General features: G+C 69.2%; 20 protein-coding genes. 10 read left to right on the plus strand and 10 right to left on the minus strand.

The genetic code is table 11. The annotated features are described in order from the left end of the window. Nucleotides 1-29: 29 nt before the first annotated feature. The 4 genes from dnaG (at nt 30) to CSC65_RS00485 (ending at nt 5,539) form a co-directional block, all read left to right on the plus strand. A complete protein-coding gene (gene dnaG, locus CSC65_RS00470; RefSeq protein ID WP_162408003.1) occupies nt 30-1,751 on the plus strand; it encodes a DNA primase in 1,722 nt (573 codons plus the stop codon). Nucleotides 1,752-1,790: 39 nt separating this feature from the next. Beyond that, nucleotides 1,791-4,217 carry a prolyl oligopeptidase family serine peptidase gene (locus CSC65_RS00475; protein ID WP_162408004.1) on the plus strand — a complete coding sequence of 809 codons (2,427 nt, stop codon included), beginning with the start codon at nt 1,791-1,793 and terminating at the stop codon, nt 4,215-4,217. Nucleotides 4,218-4,428: 211 nt separating this feature from the next. Continuing rightward, nucleotides 4,429-4,701: a TFIIB-type zinc ribbon-containing protein gene (locus CSC65_RS00480; RefSeq protein ID WP_162408005.1), complete on the plus strand. Its 273-nt coding sequence runs from the start codon at nt 4,429-4,431 to the stop codon at nt 4,699-4,701. A gap of 91 nt (nt 4,702-4,792) precedes the next feature. Next, a complete protein-coding gene (locus CSC65_RS00485) occupies nt 4,793-5,539 on the plus strand; it encodes a TerC family protein (RefSeq protein ID WP_162408006.1) in 747 nt (248 codons plus the stop codon). A 141-nt stretch (nt 5,540-5,680) separates the two neighbouring features. On the opposite strand, the gene CSC65_RS00490 is transcribed toward CSC65_RS00485, so the two are convergent. From CSC65_RS00490 to CSC65_RS00505, 4 genes are read right to left on the minus strand one after another with little or no spacing between them, the layout of a single operon-like run. Further along, complete coding sequence (locus tag CSC65_RS00490; protein ID WP_162408007.1) at nt 5,681-6,577, minus strand: heme o synthase; 897 nt, start codon at nt 6,575-6,577, stop codon at nt 5,681-5,683. Next, entirely contained in the window at nt 6,574-7,761 is a 1,188-nt protein-coding gene (locus tag CSC65_RS00495) for a COX15/CtaA family protein (RefSeq protein WP_162408008.1), read from the minus strand. The genes CSC65_RS00490 and CSC65_RS00495 overlap by 4 nt, the downstream gene beginning before the upstream one ends. Before the next feature lie 13 nt (nt 7,762-7,774). Further along, complete coding sequence (locus CSC65_RS00500; protein ID WP_162408009.1) at nt 7,775-8,347, minus strand: hypothetical protein; 573 nt, start codon at nt 8,345-8,347, stop codon at nt 7,775-7,777. A gap of 49 nt (nt 8,348-8,396) precedes the next feature. Further along, nucleotides 8,397-9,122, minus strand: coding sequence for an SURF1 family cytochrome oxidase biogenesis protein (locus tag CSC65_RS00505; RefSeq protein ID WP_162408010.1), 726 nt, complete (start codon nt 9,120-9,122; stop codon nt 8,397-8,399). A gap of 66 nt (nt 9,123-9,188) precedes the next feature. On the opposite strand from CSC65_RS00505, the gene CSC65_RS00510 reads away from it, so the two are divergent. Then, the gene (locus CSC65_RS00510; protein ID WP_162408011.1) at nt 9,189-9,407 is read left to right on the plus strand and encodes a twin transmembrane helix small protein; all 219 of its coding nucleotides are present in this window, start codon (nt 9,189-9,191) and stop codon (nt 9,405-9,407) included. A 118-nt stretch (nt 9,408-9,525) separates the two neighbouring features. Here the strand turns inward: CSC65_RS00510 and CSC65_RS00515 are convergent, their stop codons facing one another. From CSC65_RS00515 to CSC65_RS00535, 6 genes are all read right to left on the minus strand, one after another. After that, nucleotides 9,526-10,395, minus strand: coding sequence for a cytochrome c oxidase subunit 3 (locus CSC65_RS00515; protein WP_162408012.1), 870 nt, complete (start codon nt 10,393-10,395; stop codon nt 9,526-9,528). Nucleotides 10,396-10,415: 20 nt separating this feature from the next. After that, nucleotides 10,416-11,018, minus strand: a complete 603-nt coding sequence (locus CSC65_RS00520) for a cytochrome c oxidase assembly protein (RefSeq protein WP_162408013.1) — start codon at nt 11,016-11,018, stop codon at nt 10,416-10,418. Next, nucleotides 11,015-11,152 (minus strand): hypothetical protein, encoded by a 138-nt coding sequence (locus CSC65_RS16105; protein WP_202922800.1) that lies wholly within the window; start codon nt 11,150-11,152, stop codon nt 11,015-11,017. The genes CSC65_RS00520 and CSC65_RS16105 overlap by 4 nt, the downstream gene beginning before the upstream one ends. A 100-nt stretch (nt 11,153-11,252) precedes the next feature. Next, on the minus strand, nt 11,253-12,866 hold the full coding sequence (ctaD, locus tag CSC65_RS00525; RefSeq protein ID WP_162408014.1) for a cytochrome c oxidase subunit I: 1,614 nt from the start codon (nt 12,864-12,866) through the stop codon (nt 11,253-11,255). A gap of 77 nt (nt 12,867-12,943) precedes the next feature. Continuing rightward, nucleotides 12,944-13,894 carry a cytochrome c oxidase subunit II gene (coxB, locus tag CSC65_RS00530; protein WP_162408015.1) on the minus strand — a complete coding sequence of 317 codons (951 nt, stop codon included), beginning with the start codon at nt 13,892-13,894 and terminating at the stop codon, nt 12,944-12,946. Nucleotides 13,895-13,913: 19 nt separating this feature from the next. Next, nucleotides 13,914-14,396, minus strand: coding sequence for a DUF2244 domain-containing protein (locus tag CSC65_RS00535; RefSeq protein ID WP_162408016.1), 483 nt, complete (start codon nt 14,394-14,396; stop codon nt 13,914-13,916). Between the two features lie 421 nt (nt 14,397-14,817). Between CSC65_RS00535 and CSC65_RS00540 the strand changes: the two genes are divergently transcribed. The 5 genes from CSC65_RS00540 (at nt 14,818) to putA (ending at nt 23,291) form a co-directional block, all read left to right on the plus strand. After that, the gene (locus tag CSC65_RS00540; RefSeq protein ID WP_162408017.1) at nt 14,818-15,204 is read left to right on the plus strand and encodes a BlaI/MecI/CopY family transcriptional regulator; all 387 of its coding nucleotides are present in this window, start codon (nt 14,818-14,820) and stop codon (nt 15,202-15,204) included. Further along, a complete protein-coding gene (locus CSC65_RS00545) occupies nt 15,201-16,655 on the plus strand; it encodes a M23/M56 family metallopeptidase (RefSeq protein ID WP_162408018.1) in 1,455 nt (484 codons plus the stop codon). Before CSC65_RS00540 ends, CSC65_RS00545 begins: the two co-directional genes overlap by 4 nt. A gap of 124 nt (nt 16,656-16,779) precedes the next feature. Continuing rightward, complete coding sequence (locus tag CSC65_RS00550; protein WP_162408019.1) at nt 16,780-19,002, plus strand: TonB-dependent receptor plug domain-containing protein; 2,223 nt, start codon at nt 16,780-16,782, stop codon at nt 19,000-19,002. A gap of 173 nt (nt 19,003-19,175) precedes the next feature. Beyond that, on the plus strand, nt 19,176-19,874 hold the full coding sequence (locus CSC65_RS00555) for an AraC family transcriptional regulator (RefSeq protein WP_162408230.1): 699 nt from the start codon (nt 19,176-19,178) through the stop codon (nt 19,872-19,874). A 174-nt stretch (nt 19,875-20,048) separates the two neighbouring features. After that, on the plus strand, nt 20,049-23,291 hold the full coding sequence (putA, locus tag CSC65_RS00560) for a bifunctional proline dehydrogenase/L-glutamate gamma-semialdehyde dehydrogenase PutA (RefSeq protein WP_162408020.1): 3,243 nt from the start codon (nt 20,049-20,051) through the stop codon (nt 23,289-23,291). The last annotated feature ends 91 nt before the right edge of the window (nt 23,292-23,382 follow it).

Raw genomic sequence — 23,382 nt, forward strand, 5'->3', positions numbered from 1 at the left:
GGACCGGAGCCGCGTGGCATCCTATTGCGATGGCCCGCCTGTCCGACGCGTTCATCGACGACCTGCTCGCACGCACCGACATCGTCGAGGTGGTGGGTTCGCGCGTGCCGCTCAAGCGCAAGGGCCGCGAATACAGTGCGCCCTGCCCGTTCCACGACGAGCGCACGCCCTCGTTCTACGTCTCCCCGACCAAGCAGTTCTACCACTGCTTCGGCTGCGGCGCGCACGGCACCGCGATCAGCTTCCTGATGAACTACGACCGGCTCGAATTCCTCGATGCGGTCGAGGAACTGGCGCGCAGGTCCGGCATCGAGGTGCCCAAGGAAACGCGGCAGAACAACCAGGACAGCGACCTGCGCGACCAGTACGCGGCCTTGGAGGCCGCGGCGAAGCTGTTCCAGCGCCAGCTGGCCGAAAGTCCGCGCGCGCGTGACTACCTGGATGGCCGTGGCGTGGATGCGGAGAACCGCGCACGCTTCGCCATCGGCTACGCCGCCGACGGCTATTCCACGCTCAAGGACGCGCTGGGCACCGACGAGCGCCGGCTGAAGCTGCTCGAGCGCACCGGCATGCTGTCCAAGAACGACCGCGGGCATGTCTACGACAAGTTCCGCGACCGGGTGATGTTCCCGATCCACGACCGCCGGGGCCGGGTGATCGCGTTCGGCGGCCGCGTCCTCGACAAGGACGCCAGCCCCAAGTACCTCAACTCGCCGGAGACGGCGCTGTTCCACAAGGGCCGCGAGCTGTACGGGCTTTGGCAGGCGCGCCAGGCCAACCAGAAGCTCGAGCGACTGATCGTGGTCGAGGGCTACATGGACGTGGTCGCGCTGTTCCAGCATGGCGTGACCCAGGCCGTGGCCACGCTCGGCACCGCCACCACCGCCGACCACGCCGAGCTGCTGTTCCGCAACGCGCCGGATGTGTACTTCTGCTTCGACGGCGACGCGGCAGGGCGGCGCGCGGGCTGGCGCGCGGTCGAATCGGTGCTGCCGCGGATGAAGGACGGCCGCCAGGCGTTCTTCCTGTTCCTGCCCGACGGCGAGGACCCGGACACGATCGTGCACAAGGAAGGCGCAGCCGGCTTCGACGCCCGCCTGGCCCAGGCCACCCCGCTGTCGCAGTTCTTCTTCGACGAGATCGGGCGCGACACCAACCGCGGCACGCTCGACGGCCGCGCGCGCCTGGCCGAGCGCGCGCGACCCCTGCTCGCCCAGCTGCCCGACGGCGCGTTTGCCGACCTGATGCGCCAGGAGCTGCAGCGGCAGACCGGCGTGGACACGAATCGTCCGGTCGCGGAGCCGGCACGGCCGGCATCGCGCGGCAGCGCTCCGGCGCAGAAGCGCAGCCTCGTGCGCAGCGTGATCGCGCTCCTGCTGCAGCAGCCGGGACTGGGCCTGCAACTCGAACAACCCTACCGTTTCGCCGAGCTGCGACTGCCGGGCCTTCCGTTGCTGCTGGAGATCCTCGGCGTGGTCCGCCAGCGCCCGGAAATCAGCACCGGGGCGCTGCTCGAACACTTCGCCGAGCACGAACAGGCCGAGGCGCTGCGCAAGCTCGCCGCGCAGGCATTGCCGGGCGAAGAAGCCAAGTGGGTCGACGAACTGCACGATGCGATCGCGCAGCTGGAAGAGCAGACGCTGCGGCAACGCATCGACGAGCTCAACCAGAAGCAGCGCGCGCAAGGCCTGGACGAAACCGACAAGTACGAGCAGCGCATGCTGCTGCAGGCACTGGTACGGCGCGGCTGAGGCGGCTTACCCTGCGGCCATACCGTCAGGGAATCCTCCATGCGCCCTCTGCTGCTCGCCGTCCTTCTCTCCGCGATACTTCCCGCGCATGCACTGGCCGCCGACGGCGGCAAGGTCGATCGCCAGACCACCGGCAACCGCACCACCGAAAACGTGCCCACGGTGCCGGCCGAACTGATGGAGCGGCTCAACCGCTACCAGAACACCCGCGCCGCCAGCCTGGCCGGATGGACACGCGAGGGCTGCCTGCTGGTCAGCACACGCTTCGCCGAAACCGCGCAGGCGCACCGCGTGTGCGAACCGCTGGGCATGCGCGAGCAGCTGACCTTCTATCCCGAGCCCGTCACCGGCCTGGTGCCGGCGCCGGCCCAGGCCTGGCGCGATGGTTTCGTCTTCGCCAAGGACCGCGGCGGCGACGAGTTCTCGCAGCTCTACTGGTTCGACGAGGCCAGCCGCGGCACCACCCTGCTGACCGACGGCAAGCGCAGCCAGAACAGCGGCGCGGTGGTCAGCCGCGATGGCGGCCTGCTGGCCTGGTCGAGCACCTCGCGCAACGGCACCGATCGCGACATCTGGGTCCGCGACACGCGCAGCGGCCAGGCGCGCGCCGTGCTCACCGAAGGCGGCAGCTGGGGCGCGAGCGATTTCTCGGCCGATGGCAAACGACTGCTGGTCAGCCGCTACGTCTCGGCCAACGAAAGCTATCCGGGCGAACTGGACCTGGCCAGCGGCAAGCTCACGATGTTCCCGGTCGATGGCGGCAAGGCCTCGATGGGCCAGTTCCAGTACGCGCCGGGCGGCAAGGGCGTGTTCTACATTTCCGACGAGGACATCGACGGCAAGCCGCAGCAGTTCCGCACGCTGCGCTGGCACGGACCGGGCATGGGCGCGCCGAAGCTGCTCAGTGCGCATATCCCCTGGGACGTGGACGAGGTGCGCATCGCCGGCGACGGCCGCCACCTGGCCTACAGCACCAACGAAGACGGCATCTCGCGCCTGCACGTGCTGCGCCTGCCCGGCCTGGAGCCGGTGCAGCTGCCCGCGCTGGACCGGCTGCCGGTCGGCGTGATCGGCAATTTCGATTTCTCCCCAGACGGCAAGCGCCTGGCGCTGGACCTCAACAGCGCCACCTCGCCCAGCGACGTGTATGTGCTAGACCTCGCGGGCACGGGACTGGCGCGCTGGACCCGCAGTGAAGTCGGCGGCCTGGATGCCTCCACGTTCGTCGCGCCCACGCTGGTGCGTTATCCGACCTTCGATGAAGTCGACGGCAAGCCGCGCACCATCCCGGCGTTCTACTACCGTCCGGCGAAGCCTGCGGCCTCGGGCAGGCATCCGGTGCTGATCAGCATCCATGGCGGTCCGGAGGGACAGTCGCAGCCGGTGTTCAATCCGTCGGTGCAGTTCATGCTCGCCGACCTGGGCGTGGCGGTACTGGTGCCGAACGTGCGCGGTTCCTCCGGCTACGGCAAGGACTACCTGCAGGCCGACAACGGGCCGCTGCGCGAGGATTCGGTCAAGGACATCGGCGCGTTGCTGGACTGGATCGCGCAACAGCCCGAGCTGGATCCGTCGCGCGTGGCGGTGATGGGCGGCAGCTACGGCGGCTACATGGTGCTGTCCTCGCTGATGCATTACAGCGAACGCCTCCGCGCCGGGATCGACGTGGTCGGCATCTCCGATTTCCGCACGTTCCTCAAGAACACCGAGGACTACCGCCGCGACCTGCGCCGCGCCGAGTACGGCGACGAGCGCAACCCGGCGATGGCCGCGTTCTTCGAGAAGATCGCCCCGCTCAACCACGCCGACCGCATCCGCGCGCCCCTGTTCGTCGCCCAGGGTCGCAACGATCCGCGCGTGCCGTGGACCGAGGCGGTGCAGATCGTCGAAGCGGTGCGCGGAAACGGCCAGCCGGTGTGGTACCTGGAGTTCGCCGACGAAGGCCACGGCTTCCGCAAGAAGGCCAACAGCGACTATTTCAGCGCCGCCTCGATGCTGTTCCTGCAGCAGCACCTGCTCGGCGCTCAGGGCGCGTTCGCCGAACCGCGCGCCGGCCTGCGCACCGGTGGCCAGCCCGACGCCGGGGACCTGGCGCGGCTGCAGGCGCAGGGCGTGCGCACGGTCATCGACCTGCGCGGTGCCGGCGAAGCGCGCGGCTTCGACGAGGCGGCCGAGACCGCCCGCCTGGGCATGGCGTACGTGACCCTGCCCATCGCCGGCAAGGACGACATCACCCCGGCCAATGCCGATGCGCTGCGGGCGCTGCTCGAGCGGCACGGCGATGCTGGCGTGCTGGTGCATTGCGCCTCCGGAAACCGCGTCGGCGCGCTGCTGGCGCTGGATGCCGCCCGCGCAGGCGCCCCGGCCGGTGAAGCACTCGCACTGGGCAGGAAGGCCGGCCTGAAGTCGCTGGAGCCGGTGGTGGCCGCCCAGCTCGGCGACCTCGCACCACGCGCCGCCGACTGAAGGGCGCCACCCTGGCGCTCAGGGTCCGCGTGCTAGGATCGCGCATCGAAGGGGAGTAGCCCCCCGCGCTGTTGCCGTCATTACGGACTCCGGTCCCGGCGCAGCGGCAGGCCTTGCGGCCTGTGGGCAAGACCTTCGCCGTCCCACGGCGAAGGTGCGTCCGTTTCCCGGTGCATGCCCGCTGTGGCCCTGGATTTTCCCGGAGCCCCCCATGCACTGCCCCGCCTGCAAGACCGTGACCCTGGCCATGACCGAACGCCAGGGCATCGAAATCGACTATTGCCCCGAGTGCCGCGGCGTCTGGCTCGACCGCGGCGAACTGGATCGCCTGCTGGCCCGCGCCGAGCCGGACACCCCGCCGCCGCCGCCGCGTCCCGCCTACCGCAACGACGACCGCCCGCGCCACGACCGGCACGATGCGTACGCGCACGGCCACAAGCCGCGCAAGCCCAAGTCGTTGCTCGGCGAGCTTTTCGACTTCTAGCCCCCCGTTCCGTATCGTCCGCTGACCCCACGACGCCGCGTGCACCCGCACGCTGGCAACCTCCGGCCGCACCTCCAAGACACCACATCCCATGGAATCCCTGTTCACCCCGGAAATCCTCATCGCCCTGGCCACCCTGACCGCGCTTGAACTGGTCCTGGGCATCGACAACATCATCTTCATCTCGATCCTGGCCGGTCGCCTGCCGCCCGAGCAGCGCGCCCGAGCGCGCCGCCTGGGCATCGCCGGCGCGGCCATCACCCGCCTGGCTTTGCTGTTCGCCATCGTCTGGATCACCCGCCTGACCTATCCGGTGTTCGAGGTCTTCGGCCAGGCGTTCTCATGGCGCGACATGATCCTGATCGGCGGCGGCCTGTTCCTGATCGCCAAGGCCACCCTCGAGATCCACCACAAGGTCGAGGGCGCCGGCGGCGACCCGTCGCTCAAGCGCGTCGCGACCTCGTTCGCCGGCGTGATCGCCCAGATCATGGTGCTGGACATCGTGTTCTCGCTGGACTCGATCATCACCGCGGTGGGCATGGTCGACGAGCGCTGGGTGATGGTCACCGCGATCGTGGTGTCGATCGCCTTCATGCTGGCCTTCGCCGGCCCGATCGGCGAGTTCGTCGAACGCCACCCGACGGTCAAGGTGCTCGCGCTGAGCTTCCTGATCATGATCGGCCTGGTGCTGATCGCCGACGGTTTCGGCATGCACATCCCGAAGGGCTACGTGTACACCGCCATGGCCTTCTCGGTGTTCGTGGAGGCGATCAACATGTGGATACGCAACCGCGAGAAGAAGACCGCGAATGCGGCCAAGGCCGAAGGCGGCGGCTGACGCGACGGGCCGCTCCGCGTGCGGGGCGGCCTGCGTGCATGGCGCATGCGATGCCGGCGGTTCGCGCCGTCGGCATCGGCGCCCGCGAAAGTTTCGAGGATGCCAGGCCGGTTGCGCCGCTCCGGCGCAACCGGCTCCCACTCAGCTGCCCAGCAGCAACGGGAGCCAGTGGTCGACCAGCAGGAAGGCGAACAGCGCCATCAGGTAGATGATCGAATAGTTGAACACGCGCATGGCGAAGAACTCGTCCGGCGGGTCCAGCAGTCGCCAGGCGTACCAGAGGAACACGCTACCCAGCACCAGCGCGCCACCCAGGTAGAAGAATCCGCTCATCGCGAACACCACCGGCAGGATGCTCACCTGCAGCAGCAGCACGGTGTAGAACAGGATCTGCCAGCGCGTGTAGGTGACGCCGTGGGTCACCGGCAGCATCGGGATCAGCGCGCGCGCATAGTCCTCGCGGCGGAAGATCGCCAGCGCCCAGAAATGCGGCGGCGTCCACACGAAGATGATCAGCACCAGCAACAGCGCGTGCTGCCAGTCCCACGGACCGTCCATGTTGGTGACCGCGGCCCAGCCCAGCAGCGGCGGTGCCGCGCCGGCGACGCCGCCGATCACGATGTTCTGCGGCGTGGCGCGCTTGAGGTAGCCGGTATAGACCACCGCGTAGCCGATCAGCGAGGCGAAGGTCAGCAACGCGGTGACCGTGTTCACCAGCGCGACCAGGATCGCCATCGACGCCACGCCCAGCACGACCGCGAACACCAGTACCTGCATCGGCCGCAGTGCGCCGGTGGCCAGGGGCCGGTGCGCCGTGCGTGCCATGACCTTGTCGATGCGCTGGTCGATCAGGTGGTTGATGGCCGCGGCCGACGAGGACGCCAGCCAGATGCCGATCAGGCCGAACACCGCTTCGCGCGCCGGTGGCAGCCCGGGCACGGCCAGGAACATGCCGACCAGCGCGGTGAACACCAGCAACGCGACCACGCGCGGCTTGGTCAGCTCCAGGTACTGGCGCCAGAGGGGAATGGCGCTCATGCGACCGACTCGGGTTCCTTCAGGCGCGCCAGAACGCTCACCAGAACGAACAGCAACGCCAGCGCGCCGGCGTTGTGCAGCACCGCGACCACCAGCGGCAAGGCCAGCTTCACGTTGAGCACGCCGAGGCTGACCTGCGCGACCACCAGCAGGCCCAGTGCCGCGGCCCAGCCGCGCATGCCGGGCGTGCGGTACAGGCGCAGCGCCAGCCACAACAGGTAGATCGCCACGACCACCGCCATCATCCGGTGCACCAGCTGTATGGCGATGCGCGAGGCGCCATCCAGCACGCCGCCTTCGTAGTCCACGCCGACGCCGCGCCAGAGCACGAAGCCCTCGCGGAAATCCGCAGGCGGCCACCACTGGCCCACGCACTTCGGGAAGTCCAGGTAATGGTGCTGCGCCGTGGTCCAGCCGCCGCCGCCGCAGGCCAGCGCCGCGTAGTTGGCACTGGTCCAGCCGCCGAGGGCGATCTGCACGCCCAGCACGATGATTCCGCCGATGACCCAGCGCCGCAGCACGCGCGCATCGGCCAGGCGGATCGGCAGGTCGGTGGCGCGCCAGGCCATCCACAGCAGCAGCGAGAACGTGGCCAGGCCACCGAGCAGGTGGCCCATCACGATGATCGGCTTGAGCAGCAGTGTCACCGTCCACTTGCCCAGCAACGCCTGGAAGACGATCACCGCCAGGGTCAGCACCGCAGCCCGCGCCAGGTCGATGTTCGACCAGCGCAACGCGGCCAGCAACAGGATCGCCTCGCCCGCGCCGGCCAGGGCGAATGCCAGGCCGATGTGTCCGTACATGTAGGCCGGGATCGCGCCAGCCACCAGCAAAGAGGCACCCACGATCTGGGCGATGCCAAACCGCCGCCGACGCGCGGCCAGCAACGCAAGCACCAGCACCAGCACGCCGAGCGAAGCGGCCAGGTGGCGGTGCACCTGTTCGCGCCAGGCCTTGTGCGTCTCGAACGGCCGGATCTCGCTGGCCACGTGCGCGGCGGCATCCTGCTGTGCCGAGGGCCAGGTGGCGCGGCCGTAGCAGGTCGGCCAGTCCGGGCAGCTCAGGCCCGCGTCGGACAGGCGCACGAAGGCACCGAACACCACCACGCAGGTGGTGAGCAGCACCGCCAGCCAGGCCAGGCGGTGGAAATGGCGGGCCAGCGCGGGACGGACGATCGCGTTCATCGGCGCACGGACCTCACTTCAGCTTCAGCAGCTTGGCGATATCGGCGCGCATGCCGACCGGATCGGCATGCGGCGGATAGCGCAGGATCACGAAGCCGTTCGGATCGACCACGTACAGCGGGACACCGGCCGGATCGTCCAGCTGCGGCAGTGCCGCGCGCAGCGCCGCGTCGTCGCGCAACGGGCGCAGTTCCGGCAGCGCCGGCGCACCTTCGGGCAACGGACCCAGCCACAGGATCTCGACCTTGTCGGCGTTGTGGCCGAACAGCTGCCAGACCTTGTCCAGTTCGGCGATCAGGCGCTCGCACTCCACCGCGCAGGCCGGCGGCGGGGCGACCACGATCCGCCACGTACGTGCTTCCGGATTCCAGTCGTAACGGCTTCCGTCGGCGAGCAGCGGCGCGGCCTGGCGCAGGTCGGCCGGAGGCTGCAGCAGTTCGCCGTGGTTCTTCAGGCCGGCTGGCATCCAGCCGCTCAGGCGCAGCAGCATGGCGCCGAAGGCGGTGCCGAAAAACAGGAGGAACAGTGCGATCAGCATCAGGCGCCCGCGGCGGGTGCGGGCGGCATCGGGAGTGGGAACGGTCATGGGGTGGGATTTTCGCACGAGAGGCGAGGTCGACGGCATGCCAGCGCGTTCAGCGCCGGCGACGCTCGCGCACGGTGAGCAGCAATGCGATCACCAGCACGGCCGCGGCCAGGGCGAACCACTGCACCGCATAGCCGAGGTGGCGCTCCGGCGGGAGGGTATTGGGCAGCAGCTCCAGGTCGCGGGCATAACCCAGCGACAGGGCCGGATCCAGCCGCAGCACGCGCGGCGCCAGCGTCGACAGGTTCAGGGCGGCGGCGAGCGACTGCGGTTCCAGCGCGACCACCAGCAGCGTGCCGTCGGCCTGCGCGGCGATGGCCGGCGCGACCAGGCCCGAGGACGGCGGCGGCAACAGCAGCCCTGACACGTGTGTCGCGTCCGGCACGGGCACGTCGGGGAGCCGACGGTCACCGGGCAGCGGCAGCCAGCCCAGCTCGAGCAGCAGCGGCGTCGCGCCTGCCACGGAGGGCTGGAACACGCGGTAGGCGCGCACGCCCGCGCGCCCGTCGCGGTTCTGGTTGTCCAGCAGCACCGCCGGCAGTGGCAGGAAGCGGCCTTCGCCGGCCGCCCAGTCGTAGGCGCGCGTCCTGGAGGGATCGGCGGCCCATTCAAGCGGCTGCGCGCGGCGTTCATCCAGCACCTGCGCCGACGCTTCCAGCAGGGCCTGCTTGGCGTGCATGCGCTGCAGCTGCCACAGGCCCAGCAACGCGCATGCGCACGCCACGGCCAGGGCCAGCAGCCAGCCCGCCCACAACGGCAGGCGCCGACGGCTCATCGCGCCATCCCCGTGCGCGCCTGCGATAATGCCGGCCATCGCATTGCTGCCGCCAAGGCCACCGCCATGAACGACTCGCTGAAGACCCTGCTGGTGGTGGCGTTCCTCATCGTCATCCTGTGGAACCTCGGTTCGGCCCTGTACTACCTGCTGGTCGACCGGGGCCAGAGCAAGCGCACGGTCAACGCGCTGACCCGCCGCATCGGCCTGTCGGTCGCGCTGATCCTGCTGGTGATCCTGGGCATCTGGACCGGTGTGATCCAGCCGCACGGCGTGGGTCGCTGACCACCGACCCGCGGGCGCAAGCCCACGCTTTCCGTTTCCTGAAAACAGCAGGGACGCCCGGAGGCGCCCCTGTCGTTGTCGCGTCGCGCTTCAGGCTGCCGGCCAGGGCCGGCGGCACTCAAAGCACGTAGACGAACAGGAACAGCGCCAGCCAGACCACGTCCACGAAATGCCAGTACCACGCGGCTGCTTCGAAGGCGAAATGGTTGTCGGAAGTGAAGTGGCCCTTGGCCACGCGCAGCCACATGATCGCCAGCATGATCGTACCCAGCAGCACGTGCGCGCCGTGGAAACCGGTGAGCATGAAGAACGTCGAACCGTAGATGCCCGAACCGAGGGTCAGGTTCAGGTCCCTGTAGGCGTGGATGTATTCCTCGACCTGGAAGAACAGGAACGCCAGGCCCAGCACCACGGTCAGGCCCAGCCACAGCAGCACCTGGCCGCGGGCATTCGCCTTGAGCGCGTGGTGGGCAATGGTCAGGGTCACGCCCGAGGTCAGCAGGATCAGGGTGTTGAGCAGTGGCAGGCCCCAGGCCGGGATGGTCTGGAACTGGCCACCGACCTCGCCCGGGCCGGCGGTCGGCCAGGCGGCGGTGTAGCCGTCCCACAGCAGCGCGTTGGTCATCACGCCGTCGCCTTCGCCGCCAAGCCACGGCAGGGCCAGGTGGCGGGCATAGAACAGCGCGCCGAAGAACGCGGCGAAGAACATCACTTCGGAGAAGATGAACCAGATCATCCCCATCCGGAACGAGACGTCGACCTGGCGGTTGTAATGCCCGGCCAGCGACTCACGCACCACCTCGCTGAACCAGTAGAAGAGCACCGCCAGCATCGCGGCCAGGCCGACGAAGAACGTCCACTTGCCCCACGTGATGCCGTTGAGCCACGTGGCCACGCCCAGCATCAGCGTGAACAGCGCGACCGAAGCCATGATCGGCGCCTTGCTGTGGGTCGGTACGAAATATTGGTCCGCGTTCGGTTGGGCCATGGCGTGTGGTTCCGTGCTCGTCAGGGCGCCGAATGCGGCGCGTTTGAAGCCTGTGCCACGCCAAGTCGCGCGGTCAGGTCGTCGTTCTTGAAGAAAGTGTAGGACAGGGTGATCGTCTTGACGTCGCCCGGCAGGTCGGCGTCGACGATGAAGCGCACCGGCATGTCGCGCGATTCGCCCGGCTGCAGGGTCTGCGCGGTGAAGCAGAAACATTCGGTCTTGGTGAAGTGCCCCGACGCGCGCGCCGGTGCAACCGACGGCACCGCGCTTCCGACGATGGGCCGGTCGCCGTCGTTGCGGGCGAAGTACATCGCCTCGTTCAGTTCGCCGGGCACCACCTGCATGGTCAGCTGCTCGGGCTCGAACGCCCAGGGCAACTTCGAGTTCACGCCGCCATCGAACTGCACGGTGACGGTGCGCGCCTTGCGCGCCTCGCCGGCGACGGCCGCGGTGCCCGCGCGCGCCTGGCCGGTGCCGCCCTCGAGGCGGATGCCGAACACTTTTTCGCAGGCGATCCGGTACAGCGGCACCAGCGAGAAGGTGAAGGCGAACGCGGCCAGCGCCACGCCGGCCAGCTTGAGCCAGCCCGCACCGCGCTTCGCCTGGGCCCGGGGCTCGCTCATGCCGCGCCCAGCACGCCGGACAGGATGAAGCCGACGTAGATCGCGATCGCGATGATGCCCACGATCCACGCCGTGCGCGCCACGCCCTTGCGGCGCTGCGTGCTGTCCTGGTTGTGGTTGCTCGGTGCGGTCATGGCTGCTGCTTTTTCTTCAGTGCCGGCATCCGGTCGGAGGCCAGCGCTTTCGGGTTGATCACCCGCACATGAATGTGCGGGCTCTTGCGAAGGACTCGCCTCAGTGACTCACGTCACCGTGGGCCAGGTCGCCATCCTTGATCACCGGCGGCGTGGCGAAGGTGTGGTGCGGCGCCGGCGACGGCACGGTCCACTCCAGGCCACGCGCGCTTTCCCACGCGCGGGCATCGGCCTTGGCGCCGTTGCGCAGAGAGTGCAGCAGGATGCCGGCCATCAGGAACGGGGTGGCAAACATGCCGAACGCACCGATCGAGCTGACCAGGTTCCAGTCGGCGAACACCACGTTGTAGTCCGGGATACGGCGCGGCATGCCGGCCAGGCCCAGGAAGTGCTGCGGGAAGAACAGCACGTTGACGAACACCATGGTCCACCAGAAGTGGAACTTGGCAGCGGTCTCGTTGTACATGCGCCCGGTCCACTTCGGCCACCAGTAGTAGACCGCGGCGATCAGGCCGAACACCGCGCCGGTGACCAGCACGTAGTGGAAGTGCGCCACCACGAAGTAGGTGTCGTGATACTGGAAGTCCGCCGGGACAATGGCCAGCATCAGGCCGGAGAAACCGCCGATGGTGAACAGGATCACGAACGCGACCGACCACAGCATCGGTGCTTCGAAGCTCAGCGAGCCCTTCCACATCGTGCTGACCCAGTTGAACACCTTCACGCCGGTCGGCACCGCGATCAGCATGGTCGCGAACATGAAGTAGATCTCGCCACCCAGTGGCATGCCCACGGTGAACATGTGGTGGGCCCAGACGATGAACGACAGGAACGCGATCGAGGCGGTCGCGTAGACCATCGCCTGGTAGCCGAACAGCGGCTTGCGGCTGAAGGTCGGGATGATCTCGCTGACCACGCCGAAGGCGGGCAGGATCATGATGTAGACCTCGGGGTGTCCGAAGAACCAGAAGATGTGCTGGAACATCACCGGGTCGCCGCCACCGGCGGCGTTGAAGAAGCTGGTGCCGAAGAACTTGTCGGTCAGCAGCATCGTCACCGCGCCCGCCAGCACCGGCATGACCGCGATCAGCAGGAACGCGGTGATCAGCCAGGTCCAGCAGAAGATCGGCATCTTCAGCAGGTCCATGCCCGGCGCGCGCATGTTCAGCACCGTGGCGATGATGTTGATCGAGCCCATGATCGAGCTGACGCCCATCATGTGGATGGCGAAGATCGTGAACGCCACGTTGTAGCCGCCCTGCAGCGACAGCGGCGGGTACAGCGTCCAGCCGCCGGCAGGCGCGCCGCCCGGCAGGAACAGCGTCATCAGAAGCAGGGTGAAGGCGAACGGCATGATCCAGAAGGACCAGTTGTTCATGCGCGGCAGCGCCATGTCCGGCGCGCCGATCTGCAGCGGGATCATCCAGTTGGCCAGGCCGACGAAGGCCGGCATCACGCCACCGAAGATCATGACCAGCGCGTGCACGGTGGTCATCTGGTTGAAGAATTCGGGGGTGACGTGCTGCAGGCCCGGCGTCATCAGCTCCAGGCGGATGATCACGCTCATGCCCGCGCCGATGATGAACATCACGAAGGAGAACAGCAGGTACAGCGTGCCGATGTCCTTGTGGTTGGTCGAGAAGAACCAGCGATCGAAGAACCCCTGCTTGTGGCCGTGGTGGTCGTCGTGGTGGTCGACTGCGGAATGGGCCATGGCGTTGCTACCTCTGGAATGCGTGTGCGTGGCGGCCGCCGGGCGGCCGTTGCCTTGTTCTTGTCGGACCGGGCGGATCAGCCCTGCGCGGCGCCGGCTTCGGGAGCGGCGTCCGGCGCGGCGGCTTCGGGAGCGGCGCCGGCATCGGCCGGGGCGCCGGCGTCGACCGGAGCGGCCTCGGGTGCCGGGGCAGGCTCGACCGGTGCAGCAGGCGCGGGCTTCTTCGATGCCAGCCAGCGGGCGAACTCTTCCTTCGACACCGCCTCGACCACGATCGGCATGAAGCCGTGGTCCTTGCCGCACAGCTCGGCGCACTGGCCGCGATACACGCCGGGGGTCTTGATCTCGGTCCAGGCCTCGTTGATCAGGCCGGGGATCGCATCCTGCTTCCAGCCCAGCGCCGGCACCCACCAGGCGTGGATGACGTCGTCGGCGGTGATGACGAAGCGGACCTTGGTGTCGACCGGCAGGACCAGGCGGTTGTCCACGTCCAGCAGGTAGTGCGGGTTGGCCTCGAGGGTCGGCTGCTCGCCGCTCTGGCGGATGCGGTCGGACTCGCGGTCCAGGCGGCTGGTGAACGACACGCCCTCGCCCAGGTAGTCGTACTTCCACATCCACTGGTAGCCGGTGACCTTCACGGTCATCGCGGCGTCGCGGGTGTCGTACATCGCGATCAGCTTGGCCGTCGCCGGCCAGGCCATGGCGATCAGGATCACGACCGGGATCACCGTCCAGATCACCTCGGCGGTGGTGTTGTGGCTGAACTGCGCCGCGACCGCGCCCTTGGAGCGGCGGAACTTGAACATCGCGTAGCCCATCGCACCGAACACGATCACGCCGATGACCACGCACACGATCAGCACGATCATGTGCGCTTCATACGCGTTCTGCGAGGAAGCGGTCACGCCGCGCCCCATGTTCAACTGCCAGCGGTGCGGATCCGCCGACTGGGCCCAGGCCAGCGCGGGGGACGCCAACAGCGCGCCCGTCGCGATCAACCGCTTCCACCAACCCTTCGCTTGCATCATTGCCTAGACCCTGTCTGCGTCATCGGTTGCGGCCATCGCCATGGGCTGCGGCCGCCAGGAATTCGTTCAAACACCGCGCCAGTTGCGAGCGTTCGGCCGGGCCCAGGAAAGCGCCCACCTCGACCCGTCTGCCGCTGGACGACAGCGTGACCCTGCCGTCGTCCCCCTCCACGCGCACCCGCACCCAGTACGGATGGGCGCTGAAAACAGCATCGGCCCCGCGACGGACTTCCACCGTCCCGGGACCGATGGCGATCTCCTCGCCCCGTTCCCCGCTGCGCCACACCCATCGCAGCGCCAGCGCGACCCCCGCGCTGTGCAGCAGGGCGAAGGCCGGCGCGAAGACGTTGCCAGCCAGCCAGCCAAGCCCGGCCACCAGCCACATCGCCCCCGCCAGCGCGGCGAACAGCGACCTGAACTGGCGGGCCGTCAGCGCCCGCGGCGGGCGCAGCCGCAGCTGCGCGCCGGCGTCGCCGGATCTGGACGGAACCACCTCGATCATGTCGCCCACCGCCGCTTGCCGCCTGCGGAAAACACTAAAGATGGTAAGCGTTGGGCATACCCAGCGGCAACTTGCATTGATCCGGAGCAAGTAATGGAGCGGGGACTGCCGGGACTCGCAGCGCCCGCATGCCGGGTCCGTGGCCCCGTCTCCAGCACCGCCACGCGAGCCTCTGGACGGGACAAGGTGACATCGCCAATGCACAGGCCAGCTACGTCTGGACACCGATGCCGGCCCGCCCTCGGCCGCCAACGATCCATCACATGGCCGAGCAATCAGCCTTCTCCCACCCGTTAGACGATGGCTCATCGCGACCGCACAGAGGGGCAGCAGGAAGCCTAGCCCGGAATTCGGACGCCTCTTGACGACGTGCGACACATGTCGCATGGTTGCGACACAAATCAAACGCCGGAGCGCCTCGATGGGCAGTTCGCCGACCCCGTCCAATGCGGAACTGGAAATGCTGAAATGCCTCTGGCGCCACACCGCCTGCAGCGCCCGCGAGCTGCACAACAGCGTGGCTCCGGCGCTGGACTGGTCCTACTCCTCCACCCGCAAGACCCTCGAACGCATGGTCGACAAGGGGCTGGTGGCGGAGGAATCCCTCCACGGCCTCAACGTGTACCGGGCCAAGGTCGGCAAGGTGGCGACCCTGGCTGCGCTGAGCGCGGACTTCGCCCGCCGCGTGCTGGAGATCGATGGCCCCTTGCCGGTGCAGGCGTTCGCCGACAGCCGCCTGCTGAGCGAGACGGAGATCGAACAACTCGAAGCGTTGTTGCGCTCCCCCGACGCGGAGGACCGGTCATGAGCCTGCCCGCCTCCAGCTTCTGGATCGTCCATGTCTTCGGCTGCCTGGTGGCCGGTGCACTTGCCTGGGGCCTGGGAGTAGGGCTGCAGCGCTGGCTGCGCATCTCCCATGCATCGCGCAACTACTGGCTCGGGTTGTGGCTGCTGGCGGCAGCGCCGGCCGTCATCGCGGTTGCGCTGGATCTGTGGGCTCCTGCGGTCGTTCCGCTGCCGGCGTACTTGCCCCTGCCTTTGGCGATCGACGACGGCGTGGATGCCGGGATTGCCGCAAGAACGTCGGCCCTTTCCCTGCCGCAACCTGCCCTGCTGCTGGCCGCGCTGTACCTGGCCGGTGTCGGCGTCGCCCTGCTCGCCCAACTGCGTGGCGCGCTGGCGGTACGGCGCGTGTTGCGCGCATCAACGCCCGTGGGCCGTACCCGCTGGCCGGGGCAGGCCTGCGCGGAGGAAGTGCGGCGCCTGATGAATGCCGGGATCGGTGTGCGCCTGACCGCGCAGACGGTCAGCCCGTTTGCGGTGAGCTGGCCGCAGCCGGTCATCGTCCTGCCGGCCACCGCGCTGGAACGCTTCAGCGACCGCCAGCTGCACATGGTCATCCGCCATGAGGCCGCGCATCTGCTGAACCACGATCCGCAGCGGGCGGCATGCATGCGGCTGGCCGGCGCCGTGCTCTGGTTCGACCCGTTCGTCCGCCTTCTTGCCGCGCGCGTCCAGATGGCGGCCGAACTGCGCTGCGACGCCTGGGCGCTGCAGGTCGATACCGCGGCCGGACGCGACCTTGCTTCGGCCTACGTCGACACGTTGCGCATGGACCACACCGGCGGCCACGCCACCATGGCGTTTGCCGGGCGGCGCATCGACGATCACCTGCTGCGCTTGCGGCACATGCTGGGCGGAGATCCGGACCGGGCCTTGCCGCTACGTCTACGCGTGCTGTTCACGGCCATGGCGATAGCCGTCGGCGGCCTGCTGGCCTCGATGCAGGCCGCGCTGGCGGACCCGCGCGTTCCCGTCGCCAGTTCCAGTGTCGGTACCGCCCTCCATGTAGCCGTGGCCGAGCCCGAGCCGCTTTTCTCCAGCCCTGTCCCCTCGGCACGCGTGAGCAGCCATTTCCAGGACACCGGCGGCGGCCGCAAGCGAGCGCACAACGGCATGGACCTGGCAGCCCGGCGAGGCACGGACGTGCTTGCGCCCGCCGACGGCATCGTCGTGGCCGCCACCACGCAGTACCCGGGCGGCCCGCGCTACGGCACCGTGGTCGTGCTCGACCACGGCCACGGCTGGCAGACGCTGTATGCCCACCTGGACAGCTTCGACGTGACGCCGGGCCAGCAGGTCAAGGCGGGCGAACGCATCGCCGGCATCGGCACCACCGGCGAGACCACCGGTCCCCACGTGCACGTGGAGCTGCTGCGGCACGGGCAGCGGATCGATCCGGAACCGCGACTGCGATGAACGCGTAGCCCGCCCCACAGATACCCCTTCTTCAGGCGCACCACTTTCCTGGCCGCAGGACGGGCGAGTGCGCGCGCGAAACACCCCACGACACGGAGAACACGACCCGATGCCATGCCGCCGCATGCTTCCCCTGGCGATCGCGATCGCCCTGCTGTGCGCCACCCCGCTCGCTTCGGCGCAATCAACCCAGGCGCAATCCGCTCCGGTGCAAGCGACCTCGGCGCCTGCCCCGGCCCCCTCCGTGCCGGCGACGCCCGCCAACGCGACCGCCACCACGGACCTGGACAGCGTATCGGTGCAGGGTGAACGCTACGACGCCCGCCGCGACGACACCGCGACCCGCATCGTGATCGCTCGCGAAGAACTGCTCCGGCAGGGTGACACCACGCTGGGCGAGGCCCTCAAGCGGCTGCCCGGCGTCACCATCGGCAGTGGCACGCCCGGGCGCTCCGGAGCGGTCGCGTTGCGCGGCATGGCCGGCTACACCCAGGTCCTGATCGACGGACAGCGCGCACCCACCGGCTTCGATTTCGACTCGCTGACGCCGGACATGGTCGAGCGCATCGAAATCCTGCGCTCCCCGACCGCCGACCTCAGCGGCGAGTCCATCGCCGGAACGATCAACATCGTGCTGGCGCAGACCGCGCGCACGGACGCCAGGCAACTGACCCTGGCCTGGGCCACGGCCGATGGTCGGCAGGCGCCATCGGCAAGCTGGCGCTCGAGCCGTCGCGAGGAAAGCCGCAGCCATGTGCTCACCGCCACCGCGGCGCGGCGCGAGTTCCTCTACGAAGACACCGGCCTGGAGCGCGGCTACGATCCTGCCGGCGTGGAAAACCTGCGCCGCACCACCCGACTGCGCTCCATCGGCGTGCGCGATGGGCTAACCCTCGCCCCCACCCTGGACCTGCGCCTGGCCAACGACGACACCCTGGCGCTGCAGGCCTTCCTGGACAGCAGCCATCTCAAACGCACCGGGGACGTGGACTGGGAAACGCTGCTCGGCCCGCAGCTGGACCACGTCCGCTACCGCCAGGGCAACGACATCGACAACACCCAGTTCAACGCCAGTGTCGCGTGGACCCACCCGTTCGCGGCCGCCGGCACACTGACCGCCAAGGCCAACGCCGCCTGGAACCGCGAGGACTACCTGTTCCGCGAACAGGGTTACGCAGCCGACGGCTCGCTCAACCTGGAGGACCACACCACCGCCGACATGGACGTCCACAACCTCGGCAGCAGCGGCAAGTGGTCGTTGCCGCAGGCCGGGCGGCACCAGGTCCAGGCCGGGTGGGATGCCGGCGTGGACCGGCGCCGCGAAACCCGCGTCCAGCACCTGTTTCCGGTGGCGGGCAACCAGGAGTGGATCAGCGACCTGTCGTTCGATGCGCAGATCCGTCGCCTCGCTGCCTACGCCCAGGACGACATCACGTTCTCGCCGCAGTGGTCGATGTACCTGGGCCTGCGCTGGGAGACGATCGAAACCACCAGCGACGGCAGCGGACTTGCCGCCGTGCGCAATCGAGCCAGCGTGCTTTCCCCGGTCATGCAGTCGCTGTGGAAGATGCCCGGAAGCGACAAGGACCAGGTCCGCCTGGCGCTGAGCCGCACGTTCAAGGCACCCACCCTGGCCGCGCTCAGCGCGCGCCCCTACACCTCCACCAACAATCGCCCGTTGAACCCGGACGTGCGCGGCAATCCCGGACTGGAACCGGAACTGGCCACCGGCCTGGATGCGGCATACGAACGTTATGGCAAGGACGGCGCGCGACTGAGCGTCGGCGGCTACGTGCGCCGGATCCGCGGCGTGATCCGCACTGAAACGCGGATGCTCGAAGGCCGCTGGGTCGCCTTCCCGGCCAACGGCGGCGACGCCAGCGCCTGGGGCCTGGAGATGGATGCGCGTGCCGGCCTGGCGCAGCTGCATGCCGGTGCCCCGGCCATCGACCTGCGCTTCAACGCCACCCTCAACCGCTCCAGGGTCGACGGTGTTCCTGGCCCCGACAACCGCATAGACCAGCAGGTTCCGTTCAGCGCCACACTCGGCGCCGATTGGAAGTTCGATCCGGAGTGGACCGCCGGCCTGGGCTACACCTATCGCAGTGGCGGCCCGGTGCGGATCACCGCCTCCCGCGGCAACCTGGACGCGTACCGGCGCGAGCTGGACATGTACCTGCTGTGGGCTCCGGCCAGGCGCGCGAAACTGCGCCTGGCCGTCACCAACGCCCTGTATCCGACCCTGGAAACAGGCCAGTGGTATCTGGACGCCGATGGCCTGCAGCGGATCGACCGGCAGCGCCGCCCGCCGGTGGGCGTGCGGCTGCAATGGGAGATGCAGCTGTAGCCTGCGGCGATCAAAGGACGACGTCGAAACCGGCCAACGCACGCGGCAGCGGGGGCATGCCGCAGGTCCTGACCCGTCCGCAAGCGGGGCACCGGCCCGGCAAGCCCTAGAATGGCCGCCTCCCGTCCGCTCCGGACCCCTGCGCGCCCCGTCACGCCGTGAAGCCCACCCCCCTGGCCGTGGATGCCGCCGAGGTCGAAGCCCTGTTCGACTCGATCCCGGACGTGCTGTTCTTCATCAAGGACCGCGAGGGCCGCTACACCCACGTCAACGCGACCATGCTGCGCCGGCTGGGCCTGCGTTCGCGGCGCGAGATCATCGGCCGCCGCGCCATCGAGCTTTACCCCGGCGGCCTGGGCGTGACTTATGGCCTTCAGGACCAGCAGGTGCTGGAAGGCGCGGTGATCGACAACCTGCTGGAACTGCAGCTGTTCCCCGACCAGGAGCCGGGCTGGTGCCTGACCTGCAAGCGGCCCTTGCTGGTGGACGGGCAGGTGGCCGGCCTGGTCGGCATCTCCCGCGACCTGGCCAGCCGCGAGGGCCTGGCGGCCGACTACCAGTCGCTGCGGGAAGCCCTCGTCCACATGAACCGGCATTACGCCGGGAACATCCGCATCCACGACCTGCTGGCGATCACCGGCTTCTCGGCTTCCAAGCTTGAACGCACCTTCCAGAAAGTGTTCCAGCTCACGCCGCTGCAGCTGCTGAGCCGGATCCGGATCCAGGCGGCGATGCATCGCCTGCACGGCCCGGGCAACATCGCCTCGATCGCCCAGGCCTGCGGCTTCGGCGACCAGAGCGCATTCACCCGCCGCTTCGTGGCCCTGGTCGGAATGACCCCGAGCGAATACCGGGCGCTGCGCCAGCCCTGAGCCTGCCGCGGGGCGGTTTGTGCCGGCCCGGGCGGCCATCGCGCCGGAATCCGTCAAGCCAGCCGCGGCCGGCGGCGCCATCATGGCCGCTTCCCGCGCCCGCCCGGGCCCGTCGCCACTGCGCCCGTCCGAAGCCGGATGCCGGCGGCGTTCGTCCTCCTGCCGATACCCGCCATGACCGCCCAAGCCACGCCCCCATCCTGCACGCCGCCCGCCGACGCCCCCGCTGCCGATGCGCCGATCCCGGTCGTCGCCACCGGCAGCGCCGCCACGCCATCGCCGCTGCGCGCCGCGATCACCGCGGCTTGGCTGCGCGACGAGGACACCCACGTCCGCGAGCTGCTGGTGCAGGCCCGGCAGGACGCGCTGGCACAGGACGAGATCGACGCGCTGGCCGCCGACCTGGTCCGCCGCGTGCGCGCCCGCGCCCAGGACCAGGGCGCGATCGAAGCCTTCATGCGCCAGTACGACCTGGGCAGCGAGGAAGGCGTGCTGCTGATGTGCGTGGCCGAAGCCCTGCTGCGCATCCCCGACCAGGAAACCGCCGACAAGCTGATCCGCGACAAGCTCGGCGACGCCGACTGGGAAAAGCACCTGGGCCAGAGCGAATCGGTGCTGGTCAACGCCTCGACCTGGGGGCTGATGCTCACCGGCAGGCTGGTCAACCTCAACGACCTCACCCGCCACGACGTGCCCGGCGCGTTCAAGCGCCTGGTCGGCCGCGTCGGCGAGCCGGTGGTGCGCCTGGCCGTGCGCCAGGCGATGCGGATCATGGGCCATCAGTTCGTCATGGGCCGCACGATCTCCGAAGCGCTGTCGCGTTCGAAGAAAGGCGACAACGCCGCCTACCGCTATTCGTTCGACATGCTCGGCGAAGGCGCGCTGACAATGAAGGACGCGCAGCGCTACCTGCAGGCGTACCGCGACGCGATCCACGCGATCGGGCGCAGCGGCAACCATGCCGCTGGCGACGTCTTCGCCGCGCCCAGCATTTCGATCAAGCTTTCCGCGCTGTTCCCGCGCTACGAACACGCCAAGCGCGAGCGGGTCATGGCCGAGCTCGCACCGGCGGTGCTGGAACTGGCGCACCTGGCGAAGGGCTATGGCATCGGCTACACGGTCGATGCCGAGGAAAGCGACCGCCTGGAGCTGTCGCTGGACCTGATCGAGGCGACCTTCTCCGATCCGTCCCTCGATGGCTGGGAAGGCTACGGCCTGGCGGTGCAGGCGTACCAGAAGCGCGCGCCGTTCGTGATCGACTTCCTCGCCGACCTGGCCCGCCGCGTCGGCCGCCGCATCCCGGTGCGCCTGGTCAAGGGCGCGTACTGGGACGCGGAGATCAAGCGCGCCCAGGTCGAGGGCCAGGCCGGCTACCCGGTGTTCACCCGCAAGCAGAACACCGACGTGTCCTACCTGGCGACGGCCCGGCGCATGTTCGGCCATGGCGACGCCTTGTACCCGATGTTCGCCACGCACAACGCGCAGACCATCGCGGCGATCAGGGCGATCGCGAAGGGCCGGCCATACGAGCACCAGAAGCTGCACGGCATGGGCGACGACCTGTATGCCGAAGTGGTGCCGGCCGACCGCCTCGGCGTGCCGTGCCGCGTGTACGCGCCGGTGGGCAGCCACGAGGACCTGCTGCCGTACCTGGTGCGCCGCCTGCTCGAGAACGGCGCCAACTCCAGCTTCGTCAACCGGATCACCGACGAGGACGTGCCGGTGGCCGAACTGATCCAGGACCCGGTCGCCGCGGTGGCCGGCTTCGATTCGGGCGGCTCCTCCATCGCCCATCCGCGCATCCCCTTGCCGCGCGATCTCTTCATCCAGCAAGGCTTCGACAGGAACAACTCCATGGGCGCCAACTTCGCCGACGACAACGAACTGAAGACGCTGGCCGGGCGCCTCGGCGAACATGCCGGCCCCTGGCGCGCCGCACCGCTGGTGCCTGGCGCCGCGCAGGCCAGCAGCGAAAGCCTCGCGGTCACCAGTCCAGCCGACCGCCACCAGGTCGTGGGCCACTGGCAGCCGGCCGATGCCGCCACCGTGCAGCGCGCGCTGGCCAATGCCGTGTCCGCGCAGCCGGCCTGGGACCTCACCCCCGCCGCCAGCCGCGCCGCGATCCTCGAACACGCCGCCACCCTGCTCGAGCAGCGCATGCCGGAGTTCATGGCGCTGTGCGTGCGCGAAGCCGGCAAGACCCTGCCCGACTCGGTCGCCGAAGTGCGCGAGGCGGTCGACTTCCTGCGCTACTACGCCAGCCAGGCGCGCCGCCAGTTCGGCGCACCCGAGCAGCTGCCCGGGCCGACCGGCGAATCCAACGTGCTGCAGCTGCAAGGCCGCGGCGTGTTCGTGTGCATCAGCCCGTGGAACTTCCCGCTGGCGATCTTCCTGGGCCAGGTCGCCGCAGCGCTGGCCGCCGGCAACAGCGTGATCGCCAAGCCGGCCGAACAGACCAACCTCATCGGGCATGCGGCGGTGAAGCTGCTGCACGAAGCCGGCGTTCCCGAACAGGTCCTGCAGTTCGTGCCCGGCGACGGCGCCACCGTCGGTGCGGCGCTGACCGCCGACGCGCGCGTGGCCGGCGTGGCCTTCACCGGTTCCACCGACACAGCACGCGCGATCAACCGCGCGCTGGCCGCGCGCGACGAGGCGCCCATCGCGGTGCTGATCGCCGAGACCGGCGGCCAGAACGCGCTCATCGCCGACTCCTCCGCACTGCCCGAACAGCTGGTCAAGGATGCGATCGGTTCCGCCTTCACCTCCGCCGGCCAGCGCTGCTCGGCCGCGCGCGTGCTGTTCGTGCAGGACGACATCGCCGACAAGGTGATGACGATGCTCGCCGGCGCGATGGCCGAACTGAAGGTCGGCGACCCCGGCCTGCTGGCCACCGACGTCGGCCCGGTGATCGATGCCGACGCACTGGAGCTGCTGCAGGCCCATGCCCAGCGCATGGACCGCGAGGCCCGGCACATCGCCACCGTCCCGGTGGACGCCGGCGCCGCGCAGGGCACGTTCTTCGCCCCGCGCGCCTACGAACTGCAGTCGCTTTCGCAGCTGCGAAGCGAGGTGTTCGGTCCGGTGCTGCACGTGCTGCGCTGGAAGGCCGAGCACCTGGACGCGGTGATCGAGCAGGTCAACGCCACCGGCTACGGCCTGACCCTGGGCATCCATTCGCGCATCGACGAGACCGTGGACCGGATCGTGTCGCGGGTGAAGGTCGGCAACGTCTACGTCAACCGCAACCAGATCGGCGCGGTGGTCGGCGTGCAGCCCTTCGGCGGCCAGGGCCTCTCGGGCACCGGCCCCAAGGCCGGCGGCCCGCACTACCTGCCGCGCTTCGCCACCGAGAAGACCGTGACCGTCAACACCACCGCCGCCGGTGGCAACGCTTCGCTGCTGACCCTGGGCGACTGATCGCAGCTGAACGCGAGTGACGGAGGAAGGGGCGCTCGATGCGCCCCTTCCTGTTTGCGCGCGCGGGTGACTTCAGGGGCTTGCCTGCCCG

Source organism: Pseudoxanthomonas daejeonensis (genome assembly GCF_010093205.1).
In the GTDB taxonomy this organism is placed as follows: Bacteria; Pseudomonadota; Gammaproteobacteria; order Xanthomonadales; family Xanthomonadaceae; genus Pseudoxanthomonas; species Pseudoxanthomonas daejeonensis.

Excerpts from the sequence above, each read along its gene's own strand:
- CSC65_RS00490 (WP_162408007.1), bottom strand. The coding sequence starts at position 6,577 with ATGAGCGCCATTCCCCTCTGGCGCCAGTACCTGGAGCTGACCAAGCCG.
- CSC65_RS16105 (WP_202922800.1), bottom strand. The coding sequence starts at position 11,152 with ATGACCGCACCGAGCAACCACAACCAGGACAGCACGCAGCGCCGCAAG.
- CSC65_RS00535 (WP_162408016.1), bottom strand. The coding sequence starts at position 14,396 with ATGATCGAGGTGGTTCCGTCCAGATCCGGCGACGCCGGCGCGCAGCTG.
- putA (WP_162408020.1), top strand. The coding sequence starts at position 20,049 with ATGACCGCCCAAGCCACGCCCCCATCCTGCACGCCGCCCGCCGACGCC.
- CSC65_RS00485 (WP_162408006.1), top strand. The coding sequence starts at position 4,793 with ATGGAATCCCTGTTCACCCCGGAAATCCTCATCGCCCTGGCCACCCTG.
- dnaG (WP_162408003.1), top strand. The coding sequence starts at position 30 with ATGGCCCGCCTGTCCGACGCGTTCATCGACGACCTGCTCGCACGCACC.
- CSC65_RS00500 (WP_162408009.1), bottom strand. The coding sequence starts at position 8,347 with ATGACCGTTCCCACTCCCGATGCCGCCCGCACCCGCCGCGGGCGCCTG.
- CSC65_RS00520 (WP_162408013.1), bottom strand. The coding sequence starts at position 11,018 with ATGAGCGAGCCCCGGGCCCAGGCGAAGCGCGGTGCGGGCTGGCTCAAG.
- CSC65_RS00540 (WP_162408017.1), top strand. The coding sequence starts at position 14,818 with ATGGGCAGTTCGCCGACCCCGTCCAATGCGGAACTGGAAATGCTGAAA.
- CSC65_RS00505 (WP_162408010.1), bottom strand. The coding sequence starts at position 9,122 with ATGAGCCGTCGGCGCCTGCCGTTGTGGGCGGGCTGGCTGCTGGCCCTG.
- ctaD (WP_162408014.1), bottom strand. The coding sequence starts at position 12,866 with ATGGCCCATTCCGCAGTCGACCACCACGACGACCACCACGGCCACAAG.
- coxB (WP_162408015.1), bottom strand. The coding sequence starts at position 13,894 with ATGATGCAAGCGAAGGGTTGGTGGAAGCGGTTGATCGCGACGGGCGCG.
- CSC65_RS00495 (WP_162408008.1), bottom strand. The coding sequence starts at position 7,761 with ATGAACGCGATCGTCCGTCCCGCGCTGGCCCGCCATTTCCACCGCCTG.
- CSC65_RS00515 (WP_162408012.1), bottom strand. The coding sequence starts at position 10,395 with ATGGCCCAACCGAACGCGGACCAATATTTCGTACCGACCCACAGCAAG.
- CSC65_RS00480 (WP_162408005.1), top strand. The coding sequence starts at position 4,429 with ATGCACTGCCCCGCCTGCAAGACCGTGACCCTGGCCATGACCGAACGC.
- CSC65_RS00510 (WP_162408011.1), top strand. The coding sequence starts at position 9,189 with ATGAACGACTCGCTGAAGACCCTGCTGGTGGTGGCGTTCCTCATCGTC.
- CSC65_RS00475 (WP_162408004.1), top strand. The coding sequence starts at position 1,791 with ATGCGCCCTCTGCTGCTCGCCGTCCTTCTCTCCGCGATACTTCCCGCG.
- CSC65_RS00545 (WP_162408018.1), top strand. The coding sequence starts at position 15,201 with ATGAGCCTGCCCGCCTCCAGCTTCTGGATCGTCCATGTCTTCGGCTGC.
- CSC65_RS00550 (WP_162408019.1), top strand. The coding sequence starts at position 16,780 with ATGCTTCCCCTGGCGATCGCGATCGCCCTGCTGTGCGCCACCCCGCTC.